Here is a 26,200-nt window from a genome sequence, read left to right on the forward strand (position 1 = left end):
TCGTTGTGAGGCGGCTGTCTGCGAGAAAGTGGGTTCTGCATCGATCTTTCGGGAACTACACGACCACGGCTGCTTTCTCTTCGATCGACCGTGCATTGGATCGCGTCCGCAGGACATTCTTGAACTCTGCGGCGAGGGCGTCGATGCGCGTCAGCGAGTCGCTGTCCACGATTTTCCCCTCGGCGTAATTGGCGTCACTGACGAACACGCCGGTAGGAAGCGTAAGAGCGCTGAAAAATCCAAAGAGCGGGCGCAACTGATGCTCGATCGACAGCGCATGCCGCGTCCCACCGCCTGTCGCTGCGAGCGCCACCGGCTTCCCGGCGAGCTTCAACGGATCGACGAAATCGATCAGATGTTTGAAGAGACCGGGATAGGATGCTTTGTAAATCGGCACGGCTACGATCAAACCGTCCGCATTTTCGATCGCCTCGACGATGCGAGCTGCTTCTGGAGGCAGGTGGTCGCGCTGATAGGCGCCGCCGAGACCCGGACCCGCATCGATGATGTCGAAGACGGTCGTCGACACGCCCGGCTCGATGCGCAAAGACTCGAGGATTGTCCCCAACAGGATTTGGGATTTCGAGGGACGGTGGGTGTTTCCAGAAATGCCAACCAAGCGAAATTTAGACATATTCGGCTCCTTGCCTTCTCTCTCGCGTGCGCGAATTTTAAATTCGCTTATTTCTATCTGTAAGATATGATATAGTCAACGGCGGCGCGCTTTTCGTCAGAGCGTGGCGATTTGAGGCGCCTGGCGTCGCAGAAGAAGATGATTCTTTATTTAAAATAAGATGTTATATTATGCCAGCGGGCCGACGCTCCAGCCTTGCGCGATTGAGATCGCGGCGGCCTTCGCCAAACGACTTTCTCCAATTAAGTTGACTTATACGATTGATTTTATATCTAATGAGTTGACGGCCGCGGGCGTCATTTTAAGTCTTCAGCAAAAATTGCTGGCGGCGGATAACGTTGCACGGTCGCAAGCCCCGTCCGCGTTCTGGGCGGAGCTAGAAGAATGCGGCGTTGGTTCGCATGAACGATTTGTCTGCCTTCGCCTGGATGCATCGACTGGGGCGTCGGTTGACATCAGACGAAAAGAAGATGCCCCGTAACGCAATGCCCACACTGCCGCTGTGGAACTCCCTCGAGAGACTCGGCCCGTTTTTGTCGCCCTATCGCCGCCGATGGGCGTGGGCGCTTGCGGCGCTCGCTTCTGCGCATCTCATCGAAGCCAACTTTCCACTTCTCTTGAAAGATTGGATCAATCGTCTCGCCTCAGGCGGATCTGACGTGACGGTCTCTCTGATCGGGGTTATCGGGGTCGCAGCCTTGCGTTATGCGGCGATCAGCTTTGGAAGGAGGCGGAACGCTCTTGTGAGCGTCGATCTCGCACGCGATTTGCGCACAGGCGCCTTTGGCCATCTACAGAGGCAAGGAGCGGAATTTTTTGCCGCCTTCCCTCTCGGTGATTTGATGGCGCGAGCAACGAACGATATCGAATCGATCCGACTGTTTTTCCGGGGGGCCTTTCAACAACTCGTCGCGATCGTCGCGGTAATGACGATTGCGCCCATATTCATGGTCGCGCAGTCGCCATTGCTGACATGTTTCGTCTTCGCGGTGATGGTCGTCACAGGCGCGCTTTCGTGGGCGCTCGCCAAGTCGATTCGCAAAAAAGCTCAGATTGTTCAGGCGGAATTCGGCGCCTTGACGGATGAGGCGCGCCGCAGCTTCAGCGGCATCAGGACAATCCACGCGCACGCGCTCGAGGAATCCGAGATTTCTCGCTTCTCCCGCAACGCGACGTCTTATGCAGTCGCCAACGACGACATGGCGCGATTACGAGGGTTTTTGGATACGCTCATGTCAGCGAGCGCAGGCGTGACGACTTTGCTTGTCGTCGGAGTCGGCGGCTCGCAAGTTCAGAACGCCGAATTGACGCTCGGCGCGCTGACTGCTTTCCTCCTCTATTGCGGCATGATGCTCGGCGTCCTGAAGAACAGCGGCAATGCGATTTTTGCGTTGCTGAAGGCGTCTGCCGCTTGCACAAGACTTTTCGAAATTCTGGATAGACAGCCGGAAATCATCGATGCTGAGGACGCTATGCAGAACGTCGAGATTAGAGGCAGCGTGCTTGTCGACAATTTGACCTTCTGCTATCCCAACGGCCGCCTCGCTCTCGTCGACGTTACCATGAGGATCCAGCCGGGAGAACTCATCGTAATCGTCGGCCGCGTCGGAGACGGCAAGACGACGCTCTTGCGGCTCTTGACACGTCAGCTCGAGCCAAGCGGAGGCGCGATTTTTCTCGATGGAATCGATATTCGACGCGTGTCGTTGAAGCGGCTGCGCAACGGGTTGACGTTTGTCCGGCAGGACCCGTTTTTGTTCTCGACGTCTTTTGCGGAGAATATCTCCTACGACGACCCTGATCGATCCGAGGAACTCATATGGGCGGCGTCCCGCGCCGCCGCGCTCGAAGAGACGATACGTCGCGGCCCGAAGGGCTTGGCGACGCCTGTCGGCGAAAAAGGGCTGAGCCTGTCGGGCGGCCAGAAGCAGCGGACTAGCCTTGCGCGCGGACTCATTCGCGAAGCGCCTGTTTTGCTCCTGGACGATTGCTTCTCAGCTCTCGACACGCAAACTGAGGCGCGTGTCTTATCCCGGATAAGGATGCTCCGAAAAGGCGCGACCACGATCATTGTCACGCATCGCGTTTCCACAGCGCGCCATGCGGATCGTATCTTCGTATTGGATCGCGGCCGGGTGGCGGAAACCGGGGGCCACGACGAATTACGATGTAAAGGCGGCCTTTACGCGGACCTGCTACGGCGACAGGAGGCTTACCCCTCACCGGCTGGCGGAGACGCGGAATGAAGCCCGCTGTCGATGCGCTTGCGGATGCGGCTTCGTTTCTCCACGTCGGTTCTCGCGCCCGAAATACCTGCCAGTGGAGCATCGCGCGGCTTTGGCCGTGGCTGAGGCCTTTCGGCCCCACGCTTTTGCAGGCGACGTTTTGCGCGACAATTGGCGCATCGGCGGCAATCCTGGCGCCGGTCGTCGTCGGCAGAGTCGTCATCGATCACATTCTGCTATCGCAACGCGTGAGCCCCGCACCCGATTTCGGCCAGCAGGCGTGGACCGACTGGCTGGCCGCCCAGACGGGCGCAGCCCCGCTATTCGCCGCATGTGCGCTGGCCGCACTCTGGATTATCTTGTCGGTCATATGCGGCACTATCTCCCAGCGCCTGTTTTCACAGGCGTCGTATATGAGCGTCGGCCAACTTCGCATCGCCCTGTTCGCGCGCGTCGAGCGTCTTCCGCCGTCGTTTTTCGACCGGATGCCAATCGGGCATGTGCTAACCCGCGTGATGGGAGATGTCGAAAGTCTGAGCGATCTACTGGCAGGCCTCTCCTCCCTAGCTGGAAGCCTGGCGCCCTTCGTTATTGCCACGACAGTCATGCTTGGCGTCGACGCTCGCATGACCGTGGAGCTTACTCCTTTCATCCTATTGGCGGCGCTCGCGAACCTCGCCTTCCGGCGACTGACGGGGCGTCTTTATCACGATATTCGCGACATGCTGTCTCAACTCAACGCATATTTGCACGAGAATATTTCTGGCATCGAGATCGTTCAATCGTCGGGAAGAGAAGAGATCAACCTCTCGCGCTTCGTCGCTCTCGCGGATGAGTCCAACCGTTTTGAAGGGCGCGCCGTTCGTATCGAAACCAGCTACTATCCGTTCATAGACAGCCTTTCCTATCTCGCGATAGGCGCGATTTTGTGGATCGGCGGCGCTCATATCGCAAACGGGGCGACGACATTGGGGTCGGTCGTCCTGTTCATTCAGTTCAGCGATATGCTGTTTCGCCCGATCGTGGCGCTCGCCGAGCAAGCCAATAATTTGTTTCGCGCGCGCGCCGCATGCGAAAGAATTTTTCAGCTGCTGGATCACGAGGAAGCCCTGCGTTGTCCTGATGTTTTTTTACCTTTGCCAAACTTCGTTCGCGGCAAGATCGAGTTCAAAAATCTTTGCTTCCGATACCCGGACGGCGTGGAGGCTCTTTCGCAGATCAACTTCACTGTGAATCCGGGTGAGAGCGTCGCCATTGTCGGACCGACTGGATCTGGAAAAACAACTCTGGCGCGGCTCGTTTGCCGTTTCTACGATATGCCGGATGGATCGCTGTTTATCGATGATGTCGATATCATGCAGATTTCGCCGGCCGACATTCGTCGTCGCGTCGGAATAGTGTTCCAGGATTTTCATATCTTCGCAGGCACCATCTATGAGAACATAGCGCTCGGCGACGAACGCATCACGTTGGAGAAAGCGATGGTCGCCGCCGAAGCGGCGTCAGCGCTGCCTTTTGTCCAGGCCCTCCCAAACGGATTCGCCACGATTCTCGGTGATCGCGGACACGATCTCTCGCAAGGTCAGCGGCAGCTTCTCGCTCTGGCGAGAGTGATTGCGCGCGATCCTGAAGTTTTGATTCTTGACGAAGCCACCGCGAACATCGATATGAAGACCGAGGAGATCGTTCAAGACGCTTTGGCGAAAATGAAGGTTAACCGCACCACGATCATCATCGCGCATCGATTGAGAACGATACGCGAGGCTGATCGCATCGTTGTTCTCGATCGAGGACGCATTGTCGAGACCGGAAGTCATGACCATCTGATTGCACAAGGCGGCTTATATAAAACGCTTTATGATTTACAGAAATAAGCAAAAAAATAGGTGCTTACTCTATTTCTCGTCAAGTCGTAAATTTAGTATCTAAAAAATTGCGCCGCCGTGCAGAGGAGCGTTGTAGCAGACATTGCGACCATCACGGCTTCCTCGGAAAGCAAGCATCAAAATCTCCGATAGCCATTGCAAGCCCTTTCAAGGCGCGGGAAAGCCATGAATTTGATGTACATCGTTCAGGCGGGTTTCGATCTCCGACGTGACGGCGATGTCCCGCGAGGCGAGGTTGGATTTCAGTTGCGCGATCGTTGTCGCATCGAAAATGTTCGACGTGACGAAAGATCGGCTGGCGGAACAGCGCAATTTTCCGCGGTATCGATCATGTTGATGCCGGAACCCAAGGCAAGATAGAGCTGAGTATATCCATCTGCCTCACTATTCTGCCGTCCCCAGGTCGTGACGCCGAGAGCGAGTGAAGAAACCAGAATGCCTGTGCGTCCAAGTGGGCGGTAGCGCGCCATTCTTTATCCTCTTACACTCGCCAACAAACATTTCGACGTCAGTTCAGAGCCTCAAAGGGCATGAATATACTAGGCGGCATACAGCGGGGCCCCTGCGGCGACCAGAATGCTTCTCTCGCGTCCTCCCAATCCACTTTCATCGACGCGCCCGTTCGTTGTTGGAAAATCGACAAGAAAGACAGGGTCGAATATTTCCGCACTCGATCTCCAGGCGTCTGGCGCACTTGGAGAGTGGGGGACTGAAGGCCAAAACGCCGCCCCGCCGCTCGCCCAAACGTTTCGTTATCAACCGGACTGCGCGAGCAGCTTCTTGAACCTACTCTCCGGCCGCGGCAGGCCGTAATGCCCGCGCAGCGTCTTTTCTTCATATTCCGTCCGGAACAGGCCACGGCGCTGTAGCACCGGCACCACATGATCGACAAAGGCGGCCAGGCCGGCGGGATAGACGTCGCTGAAAATATTGAACCCGTCAGCAGCGCCTTCGTTGAACCATTCTTCCAGCGAATCCGCGATTTGTTCGGGCGATCCAACGATCCGGCGGTGCCCGGTTCCTTTTTCCAGAATTTGCCGCAAAGTTAGCGACCGGTCCCGAGCGAGCGACAAAGCGGCGTCGGCGAATCCGCGCGATTGATGCTGCGGATTGATCTGTTGCTGCTCAAGGCGATCGAGGGGAACCGGGCTATCGAGATCGAGATCGTCTGGATTGATTCCGAAACGATTGGCGAACTGACGAAGAGCGCGGGCGTTGTTTTGACCAGTGACTTCATCGAGTTCGTTCTTGCGCGCGATGGCCTCAGCCTCCGTACCGCCGATAATCAGTGTGACGCCGGGCAAAATGACAATAGATTCCGGATCACGGCCAAGCTGGCGCGCCCTCCCCTTGATGTCGGCATAGAAGGCGCGCCCCTCGCTCAGCACTTGCAAGGCGACGAAAATGGCGTCCGCATGGCGTGCAGCGAAGGCTCGACCCTGTTCCGAGCCGCCGGCCTGCACCTGTAGCGGACGTCCTTGCGGTCCGCGTGGCGCCTGAAGCGGTCCCGCAATTTTGAAAAACTCGCCAACGTGATTGATCTTATGGATGCGCGCTGGATCGGCAAAGAGCCCTGTCTTACGATCCGCCACGAAAGCGTCATCCTCCCAGCTGTCCCAGAGAGCATTTGCGACATCGACGAATTCGCCGGCGCGACGGTAGCGCTCATCGTGATCGGGCAGTTTATCGAGGCCAAAATTTTGGGCCCCGGCCTCGGCCATGGTGGTCACGAAATTGATGCCGATCCGGCCGCGGGTGATGTGGTCGAGCGAGGCAAAAGTGCGCGCAACGTTATAGGGATGGCTGAAGGTAGTCGAGACCGTGGCAATAAAGCCGATATGTTCGGTGACTGCGGCCATGGTCGCCACCGTCGGCACAGGGTCGATGACGCCAAAGCCCGGCCCCTCGGCAATATTGGGGCCGATCGAGACTTGATCCGCCAGAAACACAGCATTCAGCTTGCCCCGTTCGGCGATTTTGGCGACCTCATGATAATGAGCAACGTCGATGTGGCCGAAGGGACGTCCCTCTGGCGATCTCCAGGCTCCAGGATGGGAGCCTGGATTTATGACATTCGCAACGTTGATATGAAGCTGTCTCCGGGCCATCGAGTCTCTCCTGCGCCGCGTTCAGAATCGAGCCGCGCCGAATTGCGGCCAATTTTTAATTACTGTTATCCTATCGCATAAGTAGATATAGCGCGCAACGCTTTTGTTGGATCTTCGCAAGGGTCGAGGCTGGCGCCAGCGTCGGCGTATGCGCAACCGACGGCCATCTCGCGAGCGGCTTCTGATCTACGACCATTTTTCTCGCAACGGCGCGCTGATCGAAGCCTGGGCGCACAGGACGGGCTTTACGCCGAAAGGCGCAAGCGAAGGCGAAGGCGAGTAAGACCGGCCACCCGCCGGCGGCGATAGGCCGAGGAATGTGGCTCCGCTGCGACCGTCTTTGGCGCGGAGATATTGCCTTTGACGCCAAGCAGGCGACGCTCGACTCGAATACAGCCGACCTTCCATTGCTTCGTGGAATTCGACGCGGGCGACGAAATTTCGGGAAAAGGAACCGCCAAACTTCTCGATGATGGCGCCATCGAGATCGGACTTGGCCTCAAAACGGCGACGGCGCCGTTCTCAAGGCGAAGCGAGAGCCTTTTTTAATAGCCTCCCAGGGTTTTGGAAAAAACTATTCATTGCCAGGATCAAATTTCATGTTGCACAGAAGACACACAGGGTCGATTTCGCGAGCGCTTCGACGCTGAAACGCAGTTTATCTTGAAACCCCATCGGAAATGTATATAAAAAGGCTACCTCTCAGATCACGGAGTAGTGAGCCCATGATTCGACACAGCTTTTGCACCGCGGCTGCCGTTTTGGTTCTAGCGGGCGCGGCTCACGCCGCTGACCTGCCGTCAAAGAAAGGCGCAATTGCTCCGCCGCCTGTCGCGGAGTTCTCCTGGAAGGGGTTCTATGTAGGTGGGCACGTTGGATATGCATGGGTCCACGACGACAGCTACAATATTCTCTACTTCCCAACGCAAATTATCGGAGCGGTCGCGCCTTCCGGGTTCAGCTCGGGTGGAGCCATTGGGGGACTTCACGTTGGCTACAACTGGGCATGGAAGCAATTGATCCTCGGCCTGGAAGGCGACGTCGATGTAACTAGCCTGGAGGGAACTGTTGCATCACGGCCCGGCACGACCTTCTTCTCGTCCACGTCACGCTCTCCGGTCCAAGGCTCAATTCGTGGGCGACTTGGCTATGCCTTCGATCGCATCCTGGTTTACGCAACAGGCGGCGGAATATTTGGCGGCATATTGACGACATATCATGCGTGGCCGATCGGCGACAGCTTCTCCCGGACGCGCCAGAGTTGGACGGTGGGCGGCGGGCTCGAATATGCATTCAATAATAACTGGTCGGCGCGGGTAGAATATCGCTACGCTGATTTTGGCAAATATTACGATGGCCCTATCAAAGCCCCCCTGTACCAACAAACCCATCATTGGGAAGAAAACCAGGTGAAGGTCGGGTTCAGCTGGAAATACAGTCCCGCTCCTCCTGCAGTCGTTCTGGCGAAATATTGATGGCGACGGCGAGGTCAAAAGGGGTCCGTCATTAGAAATTTTGAGGGCCTCATGATCGACTGACGTCATCGCTTCGCGAAACGAAACATGTGCGCTCGAGAACGATAAGGTTCGTGCCGGAAAACCAGTCCCTATTAGACATCATCAAAGGCGACTACGAAATGTCCAGCGCTTCAAGTAGTGTCGGAAATCTGATCGGTTCGCGCTTGAAAAAGACGCGTTGGTTGGGCGAGACAAGTTTTGATAGGTTACAACAATATGTGCAGAAATCGATCGCTATCGCACTATTTTTGTTGATTTGGGAACTTGCCCCGAGACTCGGGTTCATCAACCGAGACTTCTTGCCGCCATTTTCCGAAATCCTTGTTCAGGGCTACGACTTCGCCATTACAGGTAAGCTGCTACCCCACGTTCTCATCAGCTTGAGTCGCGCACTGGGAGGGTTCGCGCTTGGCGTTATCACGGCCGTGCCGCTAGGAATCCTCCTCGGATGGCATTCAACGGTCGAGAGGTACCTAAATCCTTTGCTTCAATTGCTTCGCCAATTTAACTCGATATCGCTCTTGCCGGTCTTTATTCTGTTTTTTGGGGTGGGTTATTTCACGAAAGTGGTAATAATTTATTGGGTCGTAGTTTGGCCCATTCTCCTCAGCACAGTCAGCGGCGTGAAATATGTCGATCCGATTTTGGTCAAATATGGGAAGTCACTGTCTTTGACCGACTGGCAGATCTTCACCAGAATCGTCGCGCCATCAGCGATACCTTCGATTATCGCCGGAATGCGACTCGCAGCGACTTATTCGTTTCTTGTGCTCGTCGCCTCAGAACAAGTCGGCGCCAGCAGCGGATTGGGTTACCTCGTCGAGAATGCGCAATATTTGATGGGCATTCACATGCTTTACGTCGCGGTCCTGATGCTTGTCGCGCTCGGATTCGCCGCCAATCAGTCGCTCGTTCTGCTGGAGCGACGTCTCACGCGATGGAAGTCCGACCAACCAACCTATTCCAATTGAGGAACCGTCTCAATGGCGCCGTCGCATCTGGCAAAAATCAGCGTTCGAGGTTTAAGAAAGGACTTTGTGACACGCGATAAGAAGGGCCGTGTCACAGGAACTTTTACCGCGCTGGATTCGATCGACCTCGACATCGATGATGGTCAATTCATAACCGTGGTAGGGCCGAGCGGCTGCGGCAAATCCACTCTCCTGGATATGCTTGGGGGCCTCGCCCCGCCAACTGCTGGCGAAATCTGGATCGATGGAGATCCCGTAAATGGCGCGTCGCTCGACAGAGGAGTGGTGTTTCAACAATATGCGCTTTTTCCTTGGCTCAGTGCGCTCGACAATGTCGCATTTGCATTGGAGGCGAAAGGACTTTCAAAAGCGGAGCGTCATGAAGTCGCCAGGGAATATCTTTCAATTGTCGGTCTCGACGGCTTCGACCAGCGTTATCCGCATCAATTGTCGGGAGGGATGAAGCAGCGCGTGGCGTTGGCGCGCAGCTTGGCGCATGATCCGAGCGTCCTGCTGATGGATGAGCCCTTCGCTGCTCTTGACGCGCAAACGCGTGAAATGCTTCAGGCGGAGCTTCTACGCATCTGGGAGAAGTCTGGAAAGACGGTTGTGTTTATCACCCATGGAATCGACGAGGCGATATATCTCAGTCAGAAGATTGCGGTGATGACGTCGCGTCCCGGCCGGATCAAGCACATAATCGATAATCCGCTCGCTGGAGCGCCTGCATCGGACGATATTCGAGCGTCGCCAGAGTTCGGGCGCTTGCGGCATGAGGTCTGGACCCTGCTTCGTGACGAAGTTAGCCATGCGGCTGCGTTGGAACGAACGGCGGTCTATTGAAGCGTCACATGATTTTGAATTTGCGCACACCGGGGTCAATCCCGAGACCGAGGCATGGGCGTGCGTGAGATCATCTGGCATTTTTTCAATCTTTGCGGCGAACGATGTCTCGCCGGAATTGTTTAGCGCCGTCAACAACGCAGTTCTCGGCGAATTCGTCTCTTGACGGGCCTACCCGCTGGAGTCGATCTATCCGATCGTCTTCTTGGACGCGCTTCATGCCAAAATCCGCGAGGGCGGGCTCGTTAGCGGCAATGCTGTCCATATCGCCATGGACGTTCGCGCCGATGGAGCCAAAGAGATTTACAGCCTTGGCTCGAACAGAGCGAAGGCGCAAACGCCGGCGCACGTCGAATAGCGCATTTCTAGATAATATATCCTGCAAGTCGATGCTCAAGCGTAGTTGATACAGCGCTCCCTTCTTGATCGCTATAACCCTACTTTTATCATCAGCTTCTGAGCCACAACGCAGAATTCCTGACACTCCTGTTGACCGAACTGGCTCAGAAATTCGACGTCCCCCTAACCAGATCACAACGGCCGACGGCAAGCCATCTGAATGGCGCGCCTAAATTACTAAATCTAATTGCTATCTAGCCATTTACCGCCGTTAGAGCGTGAGCCGCGCCTCGGACTGTTCCGCCGTCAGTGAAACCCGAGCGTTGGAATGAAAAATGACATTTTTGCCACATGGCTCGGGTCATCACATTTTTAGCTCTCAATTTTATTGCCTATCTTCTAGATAGGATTTATGTAGTTAACAGCTGGCGAGCCAGTGAAGTTTGCGGCCATCGGTTAGCTTCAAGAGGAATTGGTGCAATGAGGGCATCAGGTAGATTTGCGTTTGGAGTCTCCGCTACTGCGATGATGGTCGCACTCCTTTCGAGTGCCGCGATGGCTCAATCGCCTTCACAACTCCCAGCAACTCAATCTTCATCTCAGACGGTGGAGGAGGTTAAAGTCACGGGCGGCTCAAAATCTGAAAAGCAGGCCACGGCGCTACAAGAAAAGCCAAAGGCGGCGACAATCATCACGCAGCAGCAGATTCAAAATGCTCAGATAACGAGCCTTGACGGCATCCGAAAGCTGGTGCCCAGCCTGACGATCAGGTGGAATAACGTCCAGAACCTCACATATAATATCCGGGGCATTGGCAATGCCTCCTCAAGTCAGCTCATTCCGCTATATGGCGGAACCGGAATCTATATAGACGGAGTCTATTTTCCGCGCCCCGGCACATGGACGACCGACATTCCAGATCTCGAAGGCGTTCAGGTTCTGAAGGGTCCATCAGCGACGAATGGCGGGTATGACGATACTTCGGGCAGGGTTTTGATCACTACATCCTTGCCTTCGTTCACCGAGCAGCAAAAGGCAGAGATCCAGTACGGCACATACAACGCCGTTCAACTGAAAGCCACCGCCACGGGCCCTGTCTTCGACACTGATTGGGCCGCATTTCGCATTTCGGTCTTTGGCAAAGACCGGGACGGGTATATTCAGAGCAACAGCAGTGGCGCTCATGGCGGGGTCCGATTCCAGGACCTGCACGACAAGGGCGCGCGAGCGCAACTGCTTGTGTTTCCCACCCAGGATTTCTCCGGGCGCTTCATCGCAGATTGGTCTCAAATCGACACGAAATGCTGCGTAAAGTTGGCGAATGGAATCGTGACCAATTATGCCAACGGCGCACCGTATCTCAATGGCTTCCTGACCCGAGCCCAAAAAGTTGGCTACACTCCTCTTCAAATTCTGGGTACGCTGAACCAATTCAATAACTATAACGTCGATCTTGTTACAGCGACGCCCACCGAACGCGCGGAAACTTATGGGATCAGTGGTCATCTCACATATAATTGGAATGACTACACCTTCTCATCGCTCACAGCGCTTCGAGGCTATGATTACCATCCCTATTGGTTGAACAATCAGACCATCAATGTCGATACTGTCACCGCCTCCCACGGTCATCCCTCAGTCAAGTCGGTGCAGCATGAGACGAAGGTCACAACGCCGGTAGGCGAGCCAATTGAAGGATCAGCTGGTCTGTTTTTCTATTGGGAAGACTTCCAGAGTTGGGGCCTTTCTTCCAATGGCACTCTGGGCGGACCATGGTTCCAGCCGACACAGCCTCTCGTCGTATCTAACGCTGCGTTGAGCGGCGCCGGTCGCGACAGCTATGTGCATATTACGACGACCCAGGTCGCTCCTTTCGCCCATGGCGTCTGGCACGCGACGCCGGACATCGACGTCACGGCAGGCGTACGGTTCTCTTACACGGGGAAGCCGGCTGTAACCAAAGGGCAGACCTACGGCGCTTCCCTGGACGGGCTTACCCCTGCACAGCGGGCTACCGCGATCGCCCTCCGCGCCGGACAATTCGGTCCCGCCTATTATTACGACACCTTCAGCACGCATCAGGGCCTTTGGTCCGGGACATTGTCCGGACTGTACAAAATTACGCCCGACGCCAATGTCTATGCAACCTATTCGCATGGCGTCCGCTCCGGCGGCCCCAATGTGTCGACGCAGGCGCTCGTTGATGGCGCCGAAAGAACCGTCAAGCCGGAGGAAGTCGACAACTTCGAACTCGGCTTCAAAAGCACATGGTACGACAATCGCCTCATCGCGAATTTCGCCATCTTCAATATGATTGACCGCAACTACATCACCAACGTCTCTGTCGTAAACGGCACCGGTGCGACGCTGTCATATCTTGCGAATGCTCGGCGGGCTGTCTCTCGTGGCGTCGAAGCCGACGTTCGGGCAAGACCAATCGACGGACTGGAGGTGTATGGTTCAGCCATCTTCAACGATGCGCATTTCCAGTCCTTCGATTCAGCGCCCTGCCCTCTCGAGCTATCGAACTTGTCTAGCGTCGGCCTTAAGACCTGTAATTTTACCGGCAAACGTCTGGCGATCGTGTCGCGTTGGTCAACCTCCGTCGGAGGCCAATATAATCAGCCGCTCGACATGGATATTCCTTTTCTCGATCAACCGGCCATCGGTTTCGTTGGCGCCGATTTCAACTGGCAGAGCAGCTTTTACTCTGACGCGAGCGACTCTCAATATGCGCTCATCAATCCTTATGGCCTGCTCAATGTCCATGCCGGGATAAAGACCAGCGACGACAAGTGGAAGTTTACCGGCTGGGTCCATAACGCTCTCGACAAGCACTACTTTACAAATTTGCAGGGCAACCTGCTCAGCGCCGGTCTGATCGGCGGCACGGTCGGCGATCCGCTAATGGCGGGAGCCTCCTTGGCGGTGACATGGTGATCGCTCGCCTATCTGCGGAGGCAACGCCCCCCAGATAGGCGGGTCTACTTACGACGGGCAGTCTGTTTTGGCGTGAGTGAAAGCACGTCTCGATTGACGGACAATCGGAGAAAAATTACGATGGCGAAAGCCTCCTTCGACCGATCTAACAATGCGAAATCCACCTCAAGCGGGATCACGCGTCGTCATTCTCTTAAAGCGTTTGCGGGGGCTGCGGCGGCTCTGGGGATTGCCGTCAGATCTTATCCGACGCGAGCGGGAGATTTGCTGCCTCTCAGAATATTGGGGAGCGGAAATGGGTGGGCGGCTTCGGAGATCGTCATTCTCGCGGAAGAGTTCGGCTATTTTCGAAAGGAAGGCCTCAAGCTCGACCTCGTGCTTCTGCCTGCTGAAAGATTGACCGTCGCGCTCGAGGGCGGGATTACGGATTTCGTTCCCAACGCGCATTACATCTATTTCGTGAATATCAAGGACAAGGGCCTGAAAGGCCATCAGGTCGTGTCGACTTCCCCCTACTCCGATCCCAGATTGCCTAGTGGCGGGCTATTTGTTCGGGAGAACAGCAAAATTCGCGGTCCAGAAGACCTTCGGGACAAAACCATCGGTCTGACAGTCCTCCAGTTTGCTTCAGCCTGGTTTACCCTGGCATATCTGGAGAAAGCGGGGCTCAAACGCGATGACATCAATCTGATTGCGATTCCAGGTCCGCAACATGAGCAAGTGCTCTCCAGCGGAGACGTAGACGCGGTTTACACAAGCGGCGCGGTTGAAGCGTCACTGCGACGTCGGGGCGGCTTCAGAAAATTGTTCACGACAACGGATATTGCGGGCCGGAGAATTTCAGCCGGCTCAACGATTGTCAGAGACGATTATGCGAGAGACAAGCCAGACATAGTTCGCCGTTACGTCGCTGCGATAGGAAATACGATCGAGTGGGCAAATCGCAATCAAGAGGAGATCTTCCACTATGCGATCAAAACCGGGAAGGTCAATGCGGCGCTGGCGCCATTTCTCTATACGCCGGATGGCGGAGGCGACTACAGCGTGCTTCGGTGGCCCGACCACGGACTTCAAAATCGCGACGACGTAAAGTTCTGGATCGATGTCGGAGAGAGGATTGGCATCGTTTCCCGCGGGAAACTGGCGCCGGAAGACATCTACACAGATCAATTCAATTCCTTCGCTTAATTGTCTCGGCCAAAATGGCGGCCCCAATCGATCGGCGGTTGAGGAACCTCGGCGGGAGTAGCGATGATGCAAAGGCGGATACGCATGATCTCGAACGAAGCGCCCACGGCTTTGTCCCGGCGTGACGCAATTCAGGCTCTGTCGGGAGGCGCAATCGCGCTTGGCGGCGCTTTGAGGTCGCGTCCTGCAAGAGCATCCGAGCTCATTCCTGTAAGAATCCTGGGAAGCGGCAACGGCTGGAGCGCCTCGGAAATCGTCATTCTGGCGGAGGAAAATGGATTTTTTAGAAGAGAAGGCCTGAGGCTCGATCTCGTGCTCCTGCCCGCCGAAAGACTGACAATCGCGCTCGAAGGCGGCATCACTGACTTCGTCCCAAACGCTTACTACATATATTTCCTCAACATCAAGGATAAGGGTTTGAAGGGTCGACAAATCGTCTCGACCACGCCCTATCTCGATCCGCGCCTTCCCAGCGGAGGCTTGTTCGTTCGAGAGGACAGTCGGATCACGGACGCCGCAGGCCTTCGGGGAAAGACTATCGGGGTTACGGTTCTTCAGTTTGCTTCTGCGTGGTTCACTCTGGCGTATTTGCAGAAGGCCGGCCTGAAGCAGGAAGACATCAATCTCATCGCTATTCCCGGGCCGCAGCACGAGCAGGTTTTGGCCAGCGGGGATGTCGACGCTGTTTACACCAGCGGCGCCGTCGAAGCGACGCTATTGCGGCGCGGAGGCTTTCGAAAGCTGTTCACTACGACCGACATTTCTGGGCGTCGGATTTCGCTCGGTTCGACAATCGTGAAGGATGACTTCATCAAGAGCAATCCGGATACCGTTCGTCGATATGTGACGGCGATTAACAATACGATTGAATGGGCCAACCGGAACCAGGAAGAAATCTTCCACTACGCAATCAAGACGGGCAAGGTGAACGCCGCGTTGGCGCCATATCTCTATACCCCCAACGGGAATGGAGACTATAGCGTATTGCGGTGGCCGGATCACGGGCTTCAAAATTACGACGACGTGAAATTCTGGATCGAAGTCGGCGAGAAAATCGGGATCGCACAAAAAGGACGATTTACGCCGGAAGACATCTACACAGATCAATTCAATCCAAATTCCTGAATGATCGCGTGTAGATCGGCCCGCTTGAACGCCGTGGCTCGCTCGATCGCCATCGCGGCGCTACTTGACGTAACGAATATCCGCGACGAGTTCCCAGCAATCTTTGGTCTGGTAAAGAAGCAATCGGCCATCGACTCGCCTGCCCGAACGATAAGATTTGCCATCGAGGTCGTACGCCGTCCCCAAATTTTCCTCGCCCCCGTACGGCCCCCGGTAATGCACACGCGTCCACTCGACGGAAATCTGATTGCTCTGGCTCTGATCGAACTCCATCATCACATATTCATCTTTGTCGCCAGGTTTCGCCGAGACGGTTGTTTTCCAATAGAAATTGAACATTTGAATCGGAAACTTGTCGTAACTCTCTTTCGCAATCGCGCTCTTCCTCGTATCGCTCTTTTCGCCGCGTTCCTCATAATCGATTTGAGGCGCGGCGTATCTTTTTCGCACCGCTGCGGATCGGATCATCGCCCAGAACAGCTCTTTATAACTCCGGGACTGGCACGCGAGCGCCGCCTGTTCGAGTTGCTGCCGTTCCCACTCGGCAAGGGGTTTTTCGGCGCCGCCCCACGCCGGCTCGGCAGACAGAATTTGAGGCAGCGCCAGATCGACCAAAAGGCGGCTGAAGAGCGAAGATGACGAGAATGCGCACATTGTTTTCACTCATGTCAGATACTGCTTTCCTGTCGAGGCTATCGTCAGTTCGAGCGGAAGTTGAGCATAATAGCGAACCGGTGCGTCGCATATGTTGACGAGCGTCCAGCTTCGGAAATAGCAATGGGTAGAATTGGGCGTGAGACGTTTCACTCGCAAAGCTTCAATGTAACGCGCTCGCGGCCGCCTTCCTCCATCACGAGCGTTTTCTTTTCGTCCGAGAGGCTGAGCTGATAGAAATGGCTTTCGCCTTGTCGAAGCGGGCGTAGCTCAACGAGCATCTCGGCAGCGGTCCGCTCCCTCTCGGACGAAAGGATGATCTTGCGTTTCTCCGCCAGACCGGTTTCTACGTCTCGCGGCGTTATCGTCTTTGGCGTTCGGACATAAGCGCCGGCGACGACGAATGGGCCGGACTTCGTCAAGATGCGACCGGCGGCGATCCAGACGAATCCGTTGGGAGTCTGGTTGGAAACGAGACCGAGCGCGGCCTCTCGCCGCAGATTTCCAGGCGCAGGGCCCAGGCGCCGAGAAAGCCCGGCAATATTCGGGAAATATCAAGGGGCGCATGGGCTTTGCGTGCACCCCAGGCGCCGGCGACCACGATGCCGCTTTCGTTCACAGTCACGCTGGACGACGCGGCGTAAGCGGGCGACGCCGTCATGAGGATGACGACGAGAAGGCGCTTCAGTCTATTCAACATCAAGACACTCCTTCCGCGCTCACGGCGCGGCGCAAGGAAGCTTGGGCATCAAATGGAGTCCGCTCGCCCCAAGGGCGCGCGTATTGAAGACGACCCTCGACGTCTCGACACAGATCTGTGAAGCGTCCGTGAAGCTCTTGATCTCTTCGCGCGTCAGATGCTCGGTTTCCATAGCGCCCCTGGCTGTCACCATAATAGGGACGCGCTTGAACTCCTTGTCCATTTCGTCGAAAAGGATGGCCGCTCCCGGCGCGCCGAAGTAATATGCCTTGTTCTTCATATAGGCGGTTTCCTCCTCGCCCGAAGCGTCAGAGCCGAGCGGTGCGAGCTCCACGAGGAATCTCCAACCGCTCTTTCCGGGATCGCTGCTGTCGCAGCCAAGCGCAAAATTGGGGGTCAGGTCAGGCAGGCCGGACTTATATGGTTCGCATTGAGAAAATAGAAGCGGACGCCGCCGTCCCATGCGTGTTCATCCATAATCCATTCGGATCGAGCGCTTGAGTCGATGACCTCGAGTTTCTCCCGAGGAGCGGCTTCGACGGGGAGCGATGTGAGAATCCGCAGAGCTGCGATTGCGACGATGACCACCCGGACGACCCGTCGCGCGGCGCGCTTTGTTTCTGACATTTTACGACCCTGATCTTTGAGTGAGAGAGCTCAAGCGCAGATCGACATGCGAACTCAATGCGCGACGCAGGAAAGCTTCGCATTGCCGTCTATCGTCGCCTTCAACTCCGAGGTTCCAGATTCGAAAAAAATCCGCGGCGTCTCGGCGCGGATCACGAACGCATTCAGGATGGTTTGCACATCGTCTCGCGTCAGAGCGGCGGTTTCTAGCGCGTCATTCCTCGGTGCAAGCGGAACGCGCTTTATCTCCTTGTCGGCCTCGTCCAGGAGAATGAGCGTTCCCGGCGCGCCAAAGTAATATTTCATGCCTTTCTCGTGGGCGATCTCATCCCTGCTTGTGACGCCCGATCCCGCGCAGACACCGAGCCGAAGGCGAGGAGCAGGATGGGCAAGGGGTAAATATTTCTCATAATGATGAAATCCCAGATCATCGGATAAGGCGTCGAGCGCCCCAAGACTCATTGCTCGTTATCTCCAGGCTGTTTGGATTGATTTTCCCGTTCGGAAGCCTGGTCACGACCTCATATCCGGTCGCCCTGGGCTTCTCCGCCAGTTCGGATCCGATGTCGTCAGCCCAGCGAAGTTCATATACAGGCTTCGCGAAGTGCATTAGCCGGTAGCCGTGGAGAGTCCGCCACAGTAAGAACACGCGGGTCCGGGCGGCGGAATACTCGCAATGGAGATCATAAATGATCGTGGCGACATTGCCGCTTCGCGGCGCCACGATTATCCGGTCATCCTTGATAAGGTGTGCGTTATCGGTATCGTCGCATCCGGCGTCGGTATGTGAAATTAGAAATTTACGTGCGTCTTGCACCGTTGGAGCATCCGGCGGCAATTTCTGCGCTGCAGGCCGAGGTTTGCGCGAAGAGGGCCAAGGCGCAAAGACGCGTCGCGAACCGGGTGGAGATTTTGCAGGTCACGTAAATTTCCACCCTCTCGCAGTCGTTCTTTTCAGATTCATCAATAACGAAAACATGCGGCGTTCCGCGAGGACATGAATGTCTCGTTCAACTGCGCTTACCAATGCAACGGCTTAATTTATCGCGGGCCATGAACCCGCTGCGCCATCCGATATCGAGCACGGTCTCGCCGCTGACATCGAGTCGGAAGCCCAGCTTATCCTGCATGTTGGAGAGGAGCGCATCGGCGGTCGGCACTGCGAGCGCTATGACGCCATATTCGTATTTGTAGCTGCGATCAGTATAGTTGAAGGCGTTCATCGTCTGCGTCTGCCCGTCATCCGACTGGGTCAGCGACACCTGAATCGTGCGCACCGCAGCCGGCTTCGGAATGTTCGGACCCCAGAACGTCAGCATGGCTCCTTGGTAGTCGTCACCGGGCCCGGAGACGCGCACCGCGCCGTGGACATTGATGAACATGGCGACGCAGAACTCGCCAGGCTTTTTCGTATGCGTGTCCTGGAAAAATTCCCACTTGCCGTTCCTGACCCAGGAATAGCGCGGGTCTTTTGACATGCGCGCCGATTCCTCGATCGTGTTCTTGGCGATGTTGGCCATCGCCAGCGTCGAGTCGAGCAGCGTCTGGGTTTTGTCAGGCAGCTGCGCCGCCTCCGCGGCGAGATCACGACGACGTTGGCGTTCTTCTTCTTGTTGTTCGTAATAGTCCTGCGCAGCCTCGCGGGCGCGCTCCATGTTCCAGTTGTGCATCTGCTCATGTTGCTCGCAGATATTGGGGAGGTTGGAACAGGCCGCGGCAGGACTGACGAAGCCCGCCAAAGCGATCAAGGCGCCCGAAATCACACAGGGCCATTCACTCTTCTTATTAGACGGATAGCGGGACTCTGTCGACGAGATGCAATTCGTCAGGCTCTTGACGTGGGTCATGGCCGCGTTCCTTTCAGCGCTGTTGGCGACGCAGGATCGACAGGATCTCGCGGACAGCGGCGACGACCGCCTCCGGCTTTTCGAGGGGAATGGCGTGACCGCTGTCGACCCACAACTGGCGGGCTCCGGGATTGAGGCGGACGATGTCGATTTGCTTGGCGTTGCTGTCACGAGCGAGTTCGGAGCTTTCGCTCATGGGTTTGGCCGCACTGAGGATCGTGACGGGCTTGCCGGTGAACGGCGGCAAGGCGACGAGCGCCGCGCCGGTCGCCGGCAGGGCGCCCAGCTCTTCCTGCGCGAGTCCTGGAGACGCCACGTCGATGGCGAGCTTGACCAAGACCCGGCCATTTCTTGCGCGCGCCGGCGCCGCTCAACTGCTCCGGATGCGTCGAATCGACCAGCACGAGGCCGGCCACCTCGTCGGAATGACGGCGCGCATAGAGTTGGACGTAAAGACCGCCGATGGAATGACCGACCAGCACATAGGGCGGCGCGATCCCCTTGGCCCGAAGGGTCGCGCGGAGTTCCTCGACGATGGTGACGCCGTCGCGCGGCGTCGTCGCCGGCGCACTCGCGCCGATGCCGGGACGATTATAGGCGAAAACGGTGGTTTCCGTCGCGATGTCCGGCAGAATCTTGGACCACCACTCCAATCGACCGCCGAGTCCGTTTTCGAACATCACGGCCGGCATGCCTCTTCCTGCGACGACGTGCTCGACCTTTCGCTCGGCAAGGACCGACGTTGCGACGCCGTCCATCGAGACGCAACCGCCGACTGCGAGAATCGTGACGAGAAGTGTCGCGACGATACGGCCAGAGCGCCGAATGCGTAACATGGCGTCCCGCACTGCTTTCTCTTGCTTGCGCTGAACTTCGACTCTCATCTTCAATCGCGCCGCGGCATCGACGTCAGAACATGATGATATGCAGGGATCATTGACTGCGGATCCGACGCCCAACACGCTGTGATTTTGTTCTTGGTCAGGTCGTCGAAAAACGCGACGCGCTTTCCCGTATGGAAGGACGCTTCCATCGAAATCCCCTCCGGCGAACTGAATCTGAAACAGATCATCGAGCGTGATTTCGCCTTGCTCAAACTTGCTTCTGCCCCACGCCACATATTCAGCCTTCGTTATGTTAGCAAAGCCCGGGTGACCGAACCTCTCAGCTGGTGACGTACTACCCTCGGCGCGAATCACTTGCGCTTGCGCAAAGTGCGCCTCGAAGGAGCCAGCGCACTGTGCTTCCTTAGCGACTCTCGTCGCTGCTGCCCCGGCGGCTGTGCGCGAAATGGGAACGCGCCAATTTTCATCGCTCATTCCTTCACTGGAAAGGCTAGGGAGACGTTGTTTTTTTGAAGGCCTGGCTTCGACCTGCTTCAGTAACGCTCGTTTGGGCGTTCGCGCCTAGATGCTCGGAAGCACCAGTACACTATTGATCTCGGGCTAGGAGACCCTGTCTGAGCTGCTCTGGGGTAGATAAGGGAACTATTGCGGTCTGCACGGCGCCCGCCGCGTCAGCCCCCGCTGCTCCATGCGAAAATTGATCGCTTCGATCGGGTCGGACGGATCAAGATAGGCGTTTCAGAATGCTTCCGGGATTAACATCGACAAATAGTCAGCGCCGAGCTCTTCATCTATCTTCCGCTTCGGCAGCTCGATCTTCCGGCGTGCGGACTCTTCATAGGGAATCGCGTTCAGAAGATGTGTGATGACGTTAAGCCGAGCACGTTTCTTATCGTTTGATTTAGCGACATGCCAGGGAGCCCACGGCGTATGGGTCGCCGCGAACATTTCGTCGCGGGCGCGCGTATAATCGTCCCAGCGCGTATAGGATTTCAGATCCATCTCGGTCAGCTTCCACAGCTTGCGACCGTCATTGATGCGGTCTTCAAGGCGCTTGGTCTGCTCCTTGGGACTGACCTCCAGCCAATATTTCAGGAGCACGATTCCCGACTCCACCATCGCCTGCTCGACCTTCGGCGTGGCGCTCAGGAATCCTTCGACCTGCTTTTCCGTGCAGAAACCCATCACGCGTTCAACGCCGGCGCGGTTGTACCAGCTTCGGTCGAAAATCACGATCTCGCCGCCGGCGGGCAGATGCGGCAGATAGCGCTGGATATACATTTGCGACTTTTCACGTTCGGTGGGCGCGGGCAAAGCGACGACGCGGAATGTCCGCGGACTGACGCGCTCGGTCAGGGCCTTGATGACGCCACCCTTGCCGGCGCCGTCTCTCCCTTCAAAGACGACGCAAATCTTCTTCTTTTCCCGCTTTACCCACTCCTGAAGCTGGACGAGCTCGACATGTAGCCGTGCGAGCTCGGCTTCATATGTTTTGCGCGGCAGCTTTTCCGGCGCCCCTGATTGCGCAACCGCGACATCGGAAGCCGTCGTCGCCTCCTTATCCTTGCTCTTTGCTTTATTCTTCTTGCCCATGGCCCGCACCAATTACGCGAAGCGAAACATCGCTGAGGATAGCGCTGACCGTGCGACGCGCCTATCGGAATATTTCGTGATCTGTGTCAGGAGCGACTGACGTGAACTTAACCTTTCCGGATGGCGAACAGGCGCAGTGCGTCCCGAAATATTTACTTGTCAGGACGGGCGCGCTAGATCTTGTGCGCTGCGGCATCGGTCATGTGCGTCCGAGCCCCGCGCCTATATGTGAGGAATGGCGTATGTCTGCGACCGTCCCGTCCACAAGCTTGCTGTTCGACTATTGGCGCGACGCCTGCGAACGTTCGATTCTTTTCCTGAACATCCTTCGTCGCCGCGGCAATGATTACCTCGTGCAGAGCGCGCGTATAGCGCCCCATGTTTTGAATTTTGAAGCGGAAGTCCTTATTGACGGGCGTGGGCTGCGAAGACCTGTCAATTACGCCCTCGTGCGGATCGTCCCGCCGGCTGACGTTACGATAGATTCGGACAAGCGCCCCTTCATCGTTTTCGACCCTCGCGCCGGCCATGGACCCGGCATTGGCGGGATGAAGCACGACAGCGAGATCGGCGTCGCGTTGCGTGCGGGCCACCCCTGCTATTTCGTCGGCTTCCTGCCGCACCCCATCCCCGGCCAGACGATCGAGGACGTCTGCCGCGCGGAAGCGCAATTCGTCCGTGAAATCATTGAGCGGCACCCGAACGCCGACGGCAGGCCGGTTCTCATCGGCAATTGTCAGGCGGGCTGGCAGATCATGATGATGGCGGCTTTGGAGCCCGATCTCGCAGGCCCGATCCTCATCGCTGGAACGCCGCTTTCCTATTGGGCCGGCGTGCGCGGCAAGAATCCCATGCGCTATCTCGGCGGGATGCTGGGCGGGACATGGCTCGCCGAGCTCACAAGCGATCTCGGCGACGGCGTTTTTGACGGCGCCTGGCTCGTCTCGAATTTCGAGTCCAACAACCCGTCGAACACGCTCTGGACCAAGCAGTACAACGTCTATTCGAAGGTCGATACGGAGGGGCCGCGCTATCTCGAATTTGAGAAATGGTGGGGCAATCCCGTGCTGCTCAACGGCGAGGAAATTCAGTTCATCGTTGACGAACTCTTCGTCGGCGACCGTCTGGCGGCCGGCGAGATCGTGATGGGCGGCGAAGCGATCGACCTGCGCAGGATCAAATCCCCGATCATCGTTTTCTGCTCCTTTGGCGACGACATCACGCCGCCCCAGCAGGCGCTCGATTGGCTGCTCACTCTCTATAGGGATGTCGACGACATCATCGCCAACGGTCAGACGATCGCCTACTGCCTGCATCCCAGCGTCGGACATCTCGGCATTTTCGTCTCGGGAAAGGTCGCGAAGAAAGAGCATGAAGAGTTCGTCTTCAACATCGATCTGATCGATGCGATGCCGCCGGGTCTCTACGAAATTGTCCTGTCGGCGGCCGACTCCGCGACGACCCATGCGGAGCTGATCTCCGGCAAATATATCGCCAGGCTTTCGCCGCGCACGCTCGACGACATACGCGCGCTGGGTTGCAACGACGCCGCCGACGAACGGCGCTTCGAGGCGGTCGCCCGCGTTTCGCAGATCAACAAGTCGCTTTACGAGCAGTTCCTGCAACCGGGCATACAGGCGCTTTCAACGCCCGCCACCGCCGAGTTCCTGCGCGAAATGCATCCGAACCGCGTGGCTTTCCGCGCTTTCAGCGACCGCAATCCCGCCATGCGGCCGGTCGCTGCCGCCGCGGAGAAGATCAAGGCGAACCGCCATCCTGTCGATCCGAACAATCCCTACCTCGCTATCGAGAAGATGGCTTCCTCGTGGATCGTCATAAATCTCGACATCTTCGCCAAGTGGCGCGAGGCGGCGACGGAGAATATCTTCCTGTCGGTCTATGGCGTGCCATGGCTGCAGACGGCGGTCGGACTTGCGCCGGCAAGGTCGGAAGCGGAGAAGATGGCGATCGAGGCGCCCAAGGCCTCGGCGCTCATGGGCGCAGCTTTATCGCGCGGCGGGCCGATCGAGGCCGGGCTGCGGGCGCTGCTTTACATCCAGGCCGGCGAAGGCGCCGACGAGCGTCATTTCAACGCCATAGAAGCGCTCCGCAAGAGTACGCCTGAAGGCGCGCGGGTGACCAAGCGTGAGCTGAAAGAGATGATGCGCAACCAAGCCGCGTTGCTGCGCGTCGACTCGGCGGCCGCGCTCGACGCGATATCAAGAATGCTGCCGAATGACGCAGAGCGACGGGCGAGGTTGCTCGTGACGGTTCATGACGTCGCGACGGCCGACGGCGCCCTTCTACCGGACCAGATGATCCGCTTCGATCGCGTCAGGGACGCGTTCGGCCTCGCAGGCGCGCGCGTCGACGCCCTTCCCGATCACAGGACGAGCAAGGTGGCCTGATGAAATCTGCGGCGGGGCGCGGGAGCCATGAAAAATACGACCGGCTGATCGAGGCCGCCTCGAGCGCAGGTCCCATCGCCGTCGCGATCGCCCATCCTTGCGACGAAGTCTCGCTCAAGGGCGCGATGGAAGCGGCGCGGCTCAAACTGATTGAGCCCATATTGGTCGGTCCGGCGGCGCGCATTCGCGAGGTCGCCGCCCAATCTGGCGTCGAGATTGGCGCTGTCAGGCTTGTTGACGCAGCGCATAGCCATGATGCGGCGGCCAAGGCGGTTGAGCTTGTCCGCAACGGCGAAGCTAATGCGCTGATGAAGGGCAGCCTGCATACGGACGAGGTGATGTCCGCCGTCGTCGCACGCGACACCGGCATTCGCACATCGCGCCGCATCAGTCACTGCTTCGTCATGGACGTGCCGGACCATCCCGATGCGCTCATCATCACCGACGCGGCTGTGAATATTGCGCCCACGCTCGAAGAGAAGGTCGATATTGTGCAGAACGCGGTCGATCTTGCGCATGCGCTGAGGTTTCCCGAAGTGCGCGTGGCCGTGTTATCGGCCATGGAGACGGTCAATTCCAAGGTCCAGTCGTCGATGGACGCGGCCATGCTGAGCAAGATGGCGGACCGCGGCCAGATTACCGGCGCCTTTGTCGATGGTCCTCTGGCGCTCGACAACGCCATTGACGAGGAGGCGGCGGCGACGAAGAAGATCGTTTCTCCGGTCGCTGGCAGAGCCAATGTTCTGGTGGTTCCCGATCTCGAAGCCGGCAATATGCTCGCCAAGAGCCTCACCTTCCTTGCGGGCGCGGACTGCGCCGGCGTCGTGCTCGGCGCGCGCGTTCCGGTGATCCTCACGAGCCGCGCCGACTCGCTCGTCGCCCGGCTCGCCTCCTGCGCGGTGGCGGCCCTTCTGGCCAAAGCGCGCCGGGACGCGGCGACGACGCGGAGTTGAAGCAGTCATGCAGACGGAAGTCGCGCAGGTTCTCGCCGGCAAAAAGGCGCTCATTGTCGGCGTCGCCAACGATCAGTCGATTGCTTATGGCTGCGCAAAGGCTTTTCGCGCAGCGGGAGCCGAACTTGCCGTCACCTGGCTGAATGACAAGGCGCGACCGCATGTCGAGCCGCTTACGAAAGAACTCGGCGCGGAAATTGTCGCGCCGCTCGACGTGACGAGGCCCGGCGAACTCGAGACGGTCTTCGATCTCATTTCAGAGCGATGGGGGCGGCTCGACATTCTCGTCCATTCCATCGCCTTCGCGCCGAAGGAAGATTTGCAAGGCGGCCTGCTCGATTGCTCGGCGGAGGGTTTCGCGAAGGCGATGGACATATCGTGCCACTCCTTCATCCGCATGGCGCGGCTTGCAGCGCCGTTGATGACGGAGGGCGGGGCCATGTTCGCGATGAGCTATCTCGGCGCAGAGCGCGTCGTGCCCAATTACAATGTCATGGGGCCGGTCAAGGCCGCGCTGGAATCCGCTTGCCGTTATCTCGCCTATGAGCTTGGGCCGAAGGGCGTTCGCGTGCACCCCATCTCGCCCGGCCCGCTGAAGACGCGCGCCGCCTCCGGCCTCAAGGACTTCAACCTCATGCTGAATGAAGCCGCCTCCAAGGCTCCCCTTGGGGAGCTGATCGACATTATGGATGTGGGCTGGACCTGCGCCTATCTCGCGACGCCCTTCGCGCACAGGCTCACGGGCGACACCGTCTATATCGACAGCGGCGCCAGCATCGTCGCCTGACGGGAGAGAC

Annotated in this window: 26 protein-coding genes; 12 read left to right on the forward strand and 14 right to left on the reverse strand. The window is 57.4% G+C overall.

The window, feature by feature from the left end:
- Positions 1-55: 55 nt before the first annotated feature.
- Positions 56-634, reverse strand: a complete 579-nt coding sequence (locus MMG94_RS10680) for an NAD(P)H-dependent oxidoreductase (protein WP_040579287.1) — start codon at positions 632-634, stop codon at positions 56-58.
- Positions 635-794: 160 nt separating this feature from the next.
- On the opposite strand from MMG94_RS10680, the gene MMG94_RS10685 reads away from it, so the two are divergent.
- Genes MMG94_RS10685 through MMG94_RS10695 form a run of 3 tightly spaced genes read left to right on the forward strand, consistent with a single transcriptional unit; the run spans position 795 to position 4,733 of the window.
- The gene (locus tag MMG94_RS10685; RefSeq protein ID WP_016920414.1) at positions 795-1,115 is read left to right on the forward strand and encodes a hypothetical protein; all 321 of its coding nucleotides are present in this window, start codon (positions 795-797) and stop codon (positions 1,113-1,115) included.
- Positions 1,105-2,880, forward strand: a complete 1,776-nt coding sequence (locus MMG94_RS10690) for an ABC transporter ATP-binding protein (protein ID WP_162129677.1) — start codon at positions 1,105-1,107, stop codon at positions 2,878-2,880. The genes MMG94_RS10685 and MMG94_RS10690 overlap by 11 nt, the downstream gene beginning before the upstream one ends.
- Positions 2,877-4,733, forward strand: coding sequence for an ABC transporter ATP-binding protein (locus tag MMG94_RS10695; RefSeq protein WP_016920412.1), 1,857 nt, complete (start codon positions 2,877-2,879; stop codon positions 4,731-4,733). Before MMG94_RS10690 ends, MMG94_RS10695 begins: the two co-directional genes overlap by 4 nt.
- A 254-nt stretch (positions 4,734-4,987) precedes the next feature.
- Here MMG94_RS10695 and MMG94_RS10700 read toward each other — a convergent pair whose 3' ends face one another.
- Positions 4,988-5,215, reverse strand: a complete 228-nt coding sequence (locus MMG94_RS10700) for a hypothetical protein (protein WP_154419829.1) — start codon at positions 5,213-5,215, stop codon at positions 4,988-4,990.
- Positions 5,216-5,500: 285 nt separating this feature from the next.
- On the reverse strand, positions 5,501-6,853 hold the full coding sequence (locus MMG94_RS10705) for an LLM class flavin-dependent oxidoreductase (RefSeq protein ID WP_016920410.1): 1,353 nt from the start codon (positions 6,851-6,853) through the stop codon (positions 5,501-5,503).
- Positions 6,854-7,578: 725 nt separating this feature from the next.
- Here MMG94_RS10705 and MMG94_RS10710 point away from each other — a divergent pair.
- The 3 genes from MMG94_RS10710 to MMG94_RS10720 all read left to right on the forward strand — a co-directional run bounded on the left by MMG94_RS10710 (position 7,579) and on the right by MMG94_RS10720 (position 10,184).
- Entirely contained in the window at positions 7,579-8,328 is a 750-nt protein-coding gene (locus MMG94_RS10710; protein ID WP_026016321.1) for an outer membrane protein, read from the forward strand.
- A 113-nt stretch (positions 8,329-8,441) separates the two neighbouring features.
- Positions 8,442-9,341, forward strand: coding sequence for an ABC transporter permease (locus MMG94_RS10715; RefSeq protein ID WP_016920406.1), 900 nt, complete (start codon positions 8,442-8,444; stop codon positions 9,339-9,341).
- Positions 9,342-9,353: 12 nt separating this feature from the next.
- Positions 9,354-10,184, forward strand: a complete 831-nt coding sequence (locus MMG94_RS10720) for an ABC transporter ATP-binding protein (RefSeq protein ID WP_016920405.1) — start codon at positions 9,354-9,356, stop codon at positions 10,182-10,184.
- A gap of 85 nt (positions 10,185-10,269) precedes the next feature.
- On the opposite strand, the gene MMG94_RS10725 is transcribed toward MMG94_RS10720, so the two are convergent.
- A complete protein-coding gene (locus tag MMG94_RS10725) occupies positions 10,270-10,668 on the reverse strand; it encodes a hypothetical protein (protein WP_244415383.1) in 399 nt (132 codons plus the stop codon).
- A gap of 380 nt (positions 10,669-11,048) precedes the next feature.
- On the opposite strand from MMG94_RS10725, the gene MMG94_RS10730 reads away from it, so the two are divergent.
- The 3 genes from MMG94_RS10730 to MMG94_RS10740 all read left to right on the forward strand — a co-directional run bounded on the left by MMG94_RS10730 (position 11,049) and on the right by MMG94_RS10740 (position 15,776).
- Complete coding sequence (locus MMG94_RS10730) at positions 11,049-13,463, forward strand: TonB-dependent receptor (RefSeq protein ID WP_157212443.1); 2,415 nt, start codon at positions 11,049-11,051, stop codon at positions 13,461-13,463.
- A 120-nt stretch (positions 13,464-13,583) separates the two neighbouring features.
- A complete protein-coding gene (locus MMG94_RS10735) occupies positions 13,584-14,651 on the forward strand; it encodes an ABC transporter substrate-binding protein (RefSeq protein WP_081495666.1) in 1,068 nt (355 codons plus the stop codon).
- Positions 14,652-14,735: 84 nt separating this feature from the next.
- Positions 14,736-15,776, forward strand: coding sequence for an ABC transporter substrate-binding protein (locus MMG94_RS10740; RefSeq protein WP_016920402.1), 1,041 nt, complete (start codon positions 14,736-14,738; stop codon positions 15,774-15,776).
- Positions 15,777-15,836: 60 nt separating this feature from the next.
- On the opposite strand, the gene MMG94_RS10745 is transcribed toward MMG94_RS10740, so the two are convergent.
- The 10 genes from MMG94_RS10745 to ppk2 form a co-directional block, all read right to left on the reverse strand.
- Positions 15,837-16,430, reverse strand: coding sequence for a hypothetical protein (locus MMG94_RS10745; RefSeq protein WP_081495665.1), 594 nt, complete (start codon positions 16,428-16,430; stop codon positions 15,837-15,839).
- A 149-nt stretch (positions 16,431-16,579) separates the two neighbouring features.
- Positions 16,580-16,852 carry a hypothetical protein gene (locus MMG94_RS10750; protein WP_016920400.1) on the reverse strand — a complete coding sequence of 91 codons (273 nt, stop codon included), beginning with the start codon at positions 16,850-16,852 and terminating at the stop codon, positions 16,580-16,582.
- The gene (locus MMG94_RS10755) at positions 16,849-17,130 is read right to left on the reverse strand and encodes a hypothetical protein (protein ID WP_016920399.1); all 282 of its coding nucleotides are present in this window, start codon (positions 17,128-17,130) and stop codon (positions 16,849-16,851) included. Before MMG94_RS10755 ends, MMG94_RS10750 begins: the two co-directional genes overlap by 4 nt.
- A 19-nt stretch (positions 17,131-17,149) precedes the next feature.
- A complete protein-coding gene (locus tag MMG94_RS10760; RefSeq protein WP_016920398.1) occupies positions 17,150-17,464 on the reverse strand; it encodes a hypothetical protein in 315 nt (104 codons plus the stop codon).
- A gap of 62 nt (positions 17,465-17,526) precedes the next feature.
- Positions 17,527-17,757 carry a hypothetical protein gene (locus tag MMG94_RS10765; protein ID WP_016920397.1) on the reverse strand — a complete coding sequence of 77 codons (231 nt, stop codon included), beginning with the start codon at positions 17,755-17,757 and terminating at the stop codon, positions 17,527-17,529.
- A gap of 54 nt (positions 17,758-17,811) precedes the next feature.
- Positions 17,812-18,063 carry a hypothetical protein gene (locus MMG94_RS10770; RefSeq protein WP_016920396.1) on the reverse strand — a complete coding sequence of 84 codons (252 nt, stop codon included), beginning with the start codon at positions 18,061-18,063 and terminating at the stop codon, positions 17,812-17,814.
- Positions 18,064-18,767: 704 nt separating this feature from the next.
- Positions 18,768-19,604: a hypothetical protein gene (locus MMG94_RS10775; protein ID WP_016920394.1), complete on the reverse strand. Its 837-nt coding sequence runs from the start codon at positions 19,602-19,604 to the stop codon at positions 18,768-18,770.
- 13 nt (positions 19,605-19,617) lie between these two features.
- On the reverse strand, positions 19,618-19,800 hold the full coding sequence (locus MMG94_RS22125; protein ID WP_016920393.1) for an alpha/beta fold hydrolase: 183 nt from the start codon (positions 19,798-19,800) through the stop codon (positions 19,618-19,620).
- Positions 19,772-20,923: an alpha/beta fold hydrolase gene (locus MMG94_RS22130; RefSeq protein WP_202948261.1), complete on the reverse strand. Its 1,152-nt coding sequence runs from the start codon at positions 20,921-20,923 to the stop codon at positions 19,772-19,774. The genes MMG94_RS22125 and MMG94_RS22130 overlap by 29 nt, the downstream gene beginning before the upstream one ends.
- A 264-nt stretch (positions 20,924-21,187) precedes the next feature.
- Positions 21,188-22,042, reverse strand: coding sequence for a polyphosphate kinase 2 (gene ppk2 / locus MMG94_RS10790; protein WP_016920391.1), 855 nt, complete (start codon positions 22,040-22,042; stop codon positions 21,188-21,190).
- 242 nt (positions 22,043-22,284) lie between these two features.
- On the opposite strand from ppk2, the gene MMG94_RS10795 reads away from it, so the two are divergent.
- From MMG94_RS10795 to fabI, 3 genes are read left to right on the forward strand one after another with little or no spacing between them, the layout of a single operon-like run.
- Positions 22,285-24,450 (forward strand): DUF3141 domain-containing protein, encoded by a 2,166-nt coding sequence (locus MMG94_RS10795; protein WP_154419827.1) that lies wholly within the window; start codon positions 22,285-22,287, stop codon positions 24,448-24,450.
- Positions 24,450-25,403: a phosphate acetyltransferase gene (locus tag MMG94_RS10800; protein ID WP_016920389.1), complete on the forward strand. Its 954-nt coding sequence runs from the start codon at positions 24,450-24,452 to the stop codon at positions 25,401-25,403. The genes MMG94_RS10795 and MMG94_RS10800 overlap by 1 nt, the downstream gene beginning before the upstream one ends.
- A gap of 7 nt (positions 25,404-25,410) precedes the next feature.
- On the forward strand, positions 25,411-26,190 hold the full coding sequence (fabI, locus tag MMG94_RS10805; RefSeq protein ID WP_016920388.1) for an enoyl-ACP reductase FabI: 780 nt from the start codon (positions 25,411-25,413) through the stop codon (positions 26,188-26,190).
- Positions 26,191-26,200 lie beyond the last annotated feature (10 nt).

The sequence above is a fragment of the Methylocystis parvus OBBP genome, from assembly GCF_027571405.1.
GTDB classification, from domain to species: domain Bacteria; phylum Pseudomonadota; class Alphaproteobacteria; order Rhizobiales; family Beijerinckiaceae; genus Methylocystis; species Methylocystis parva.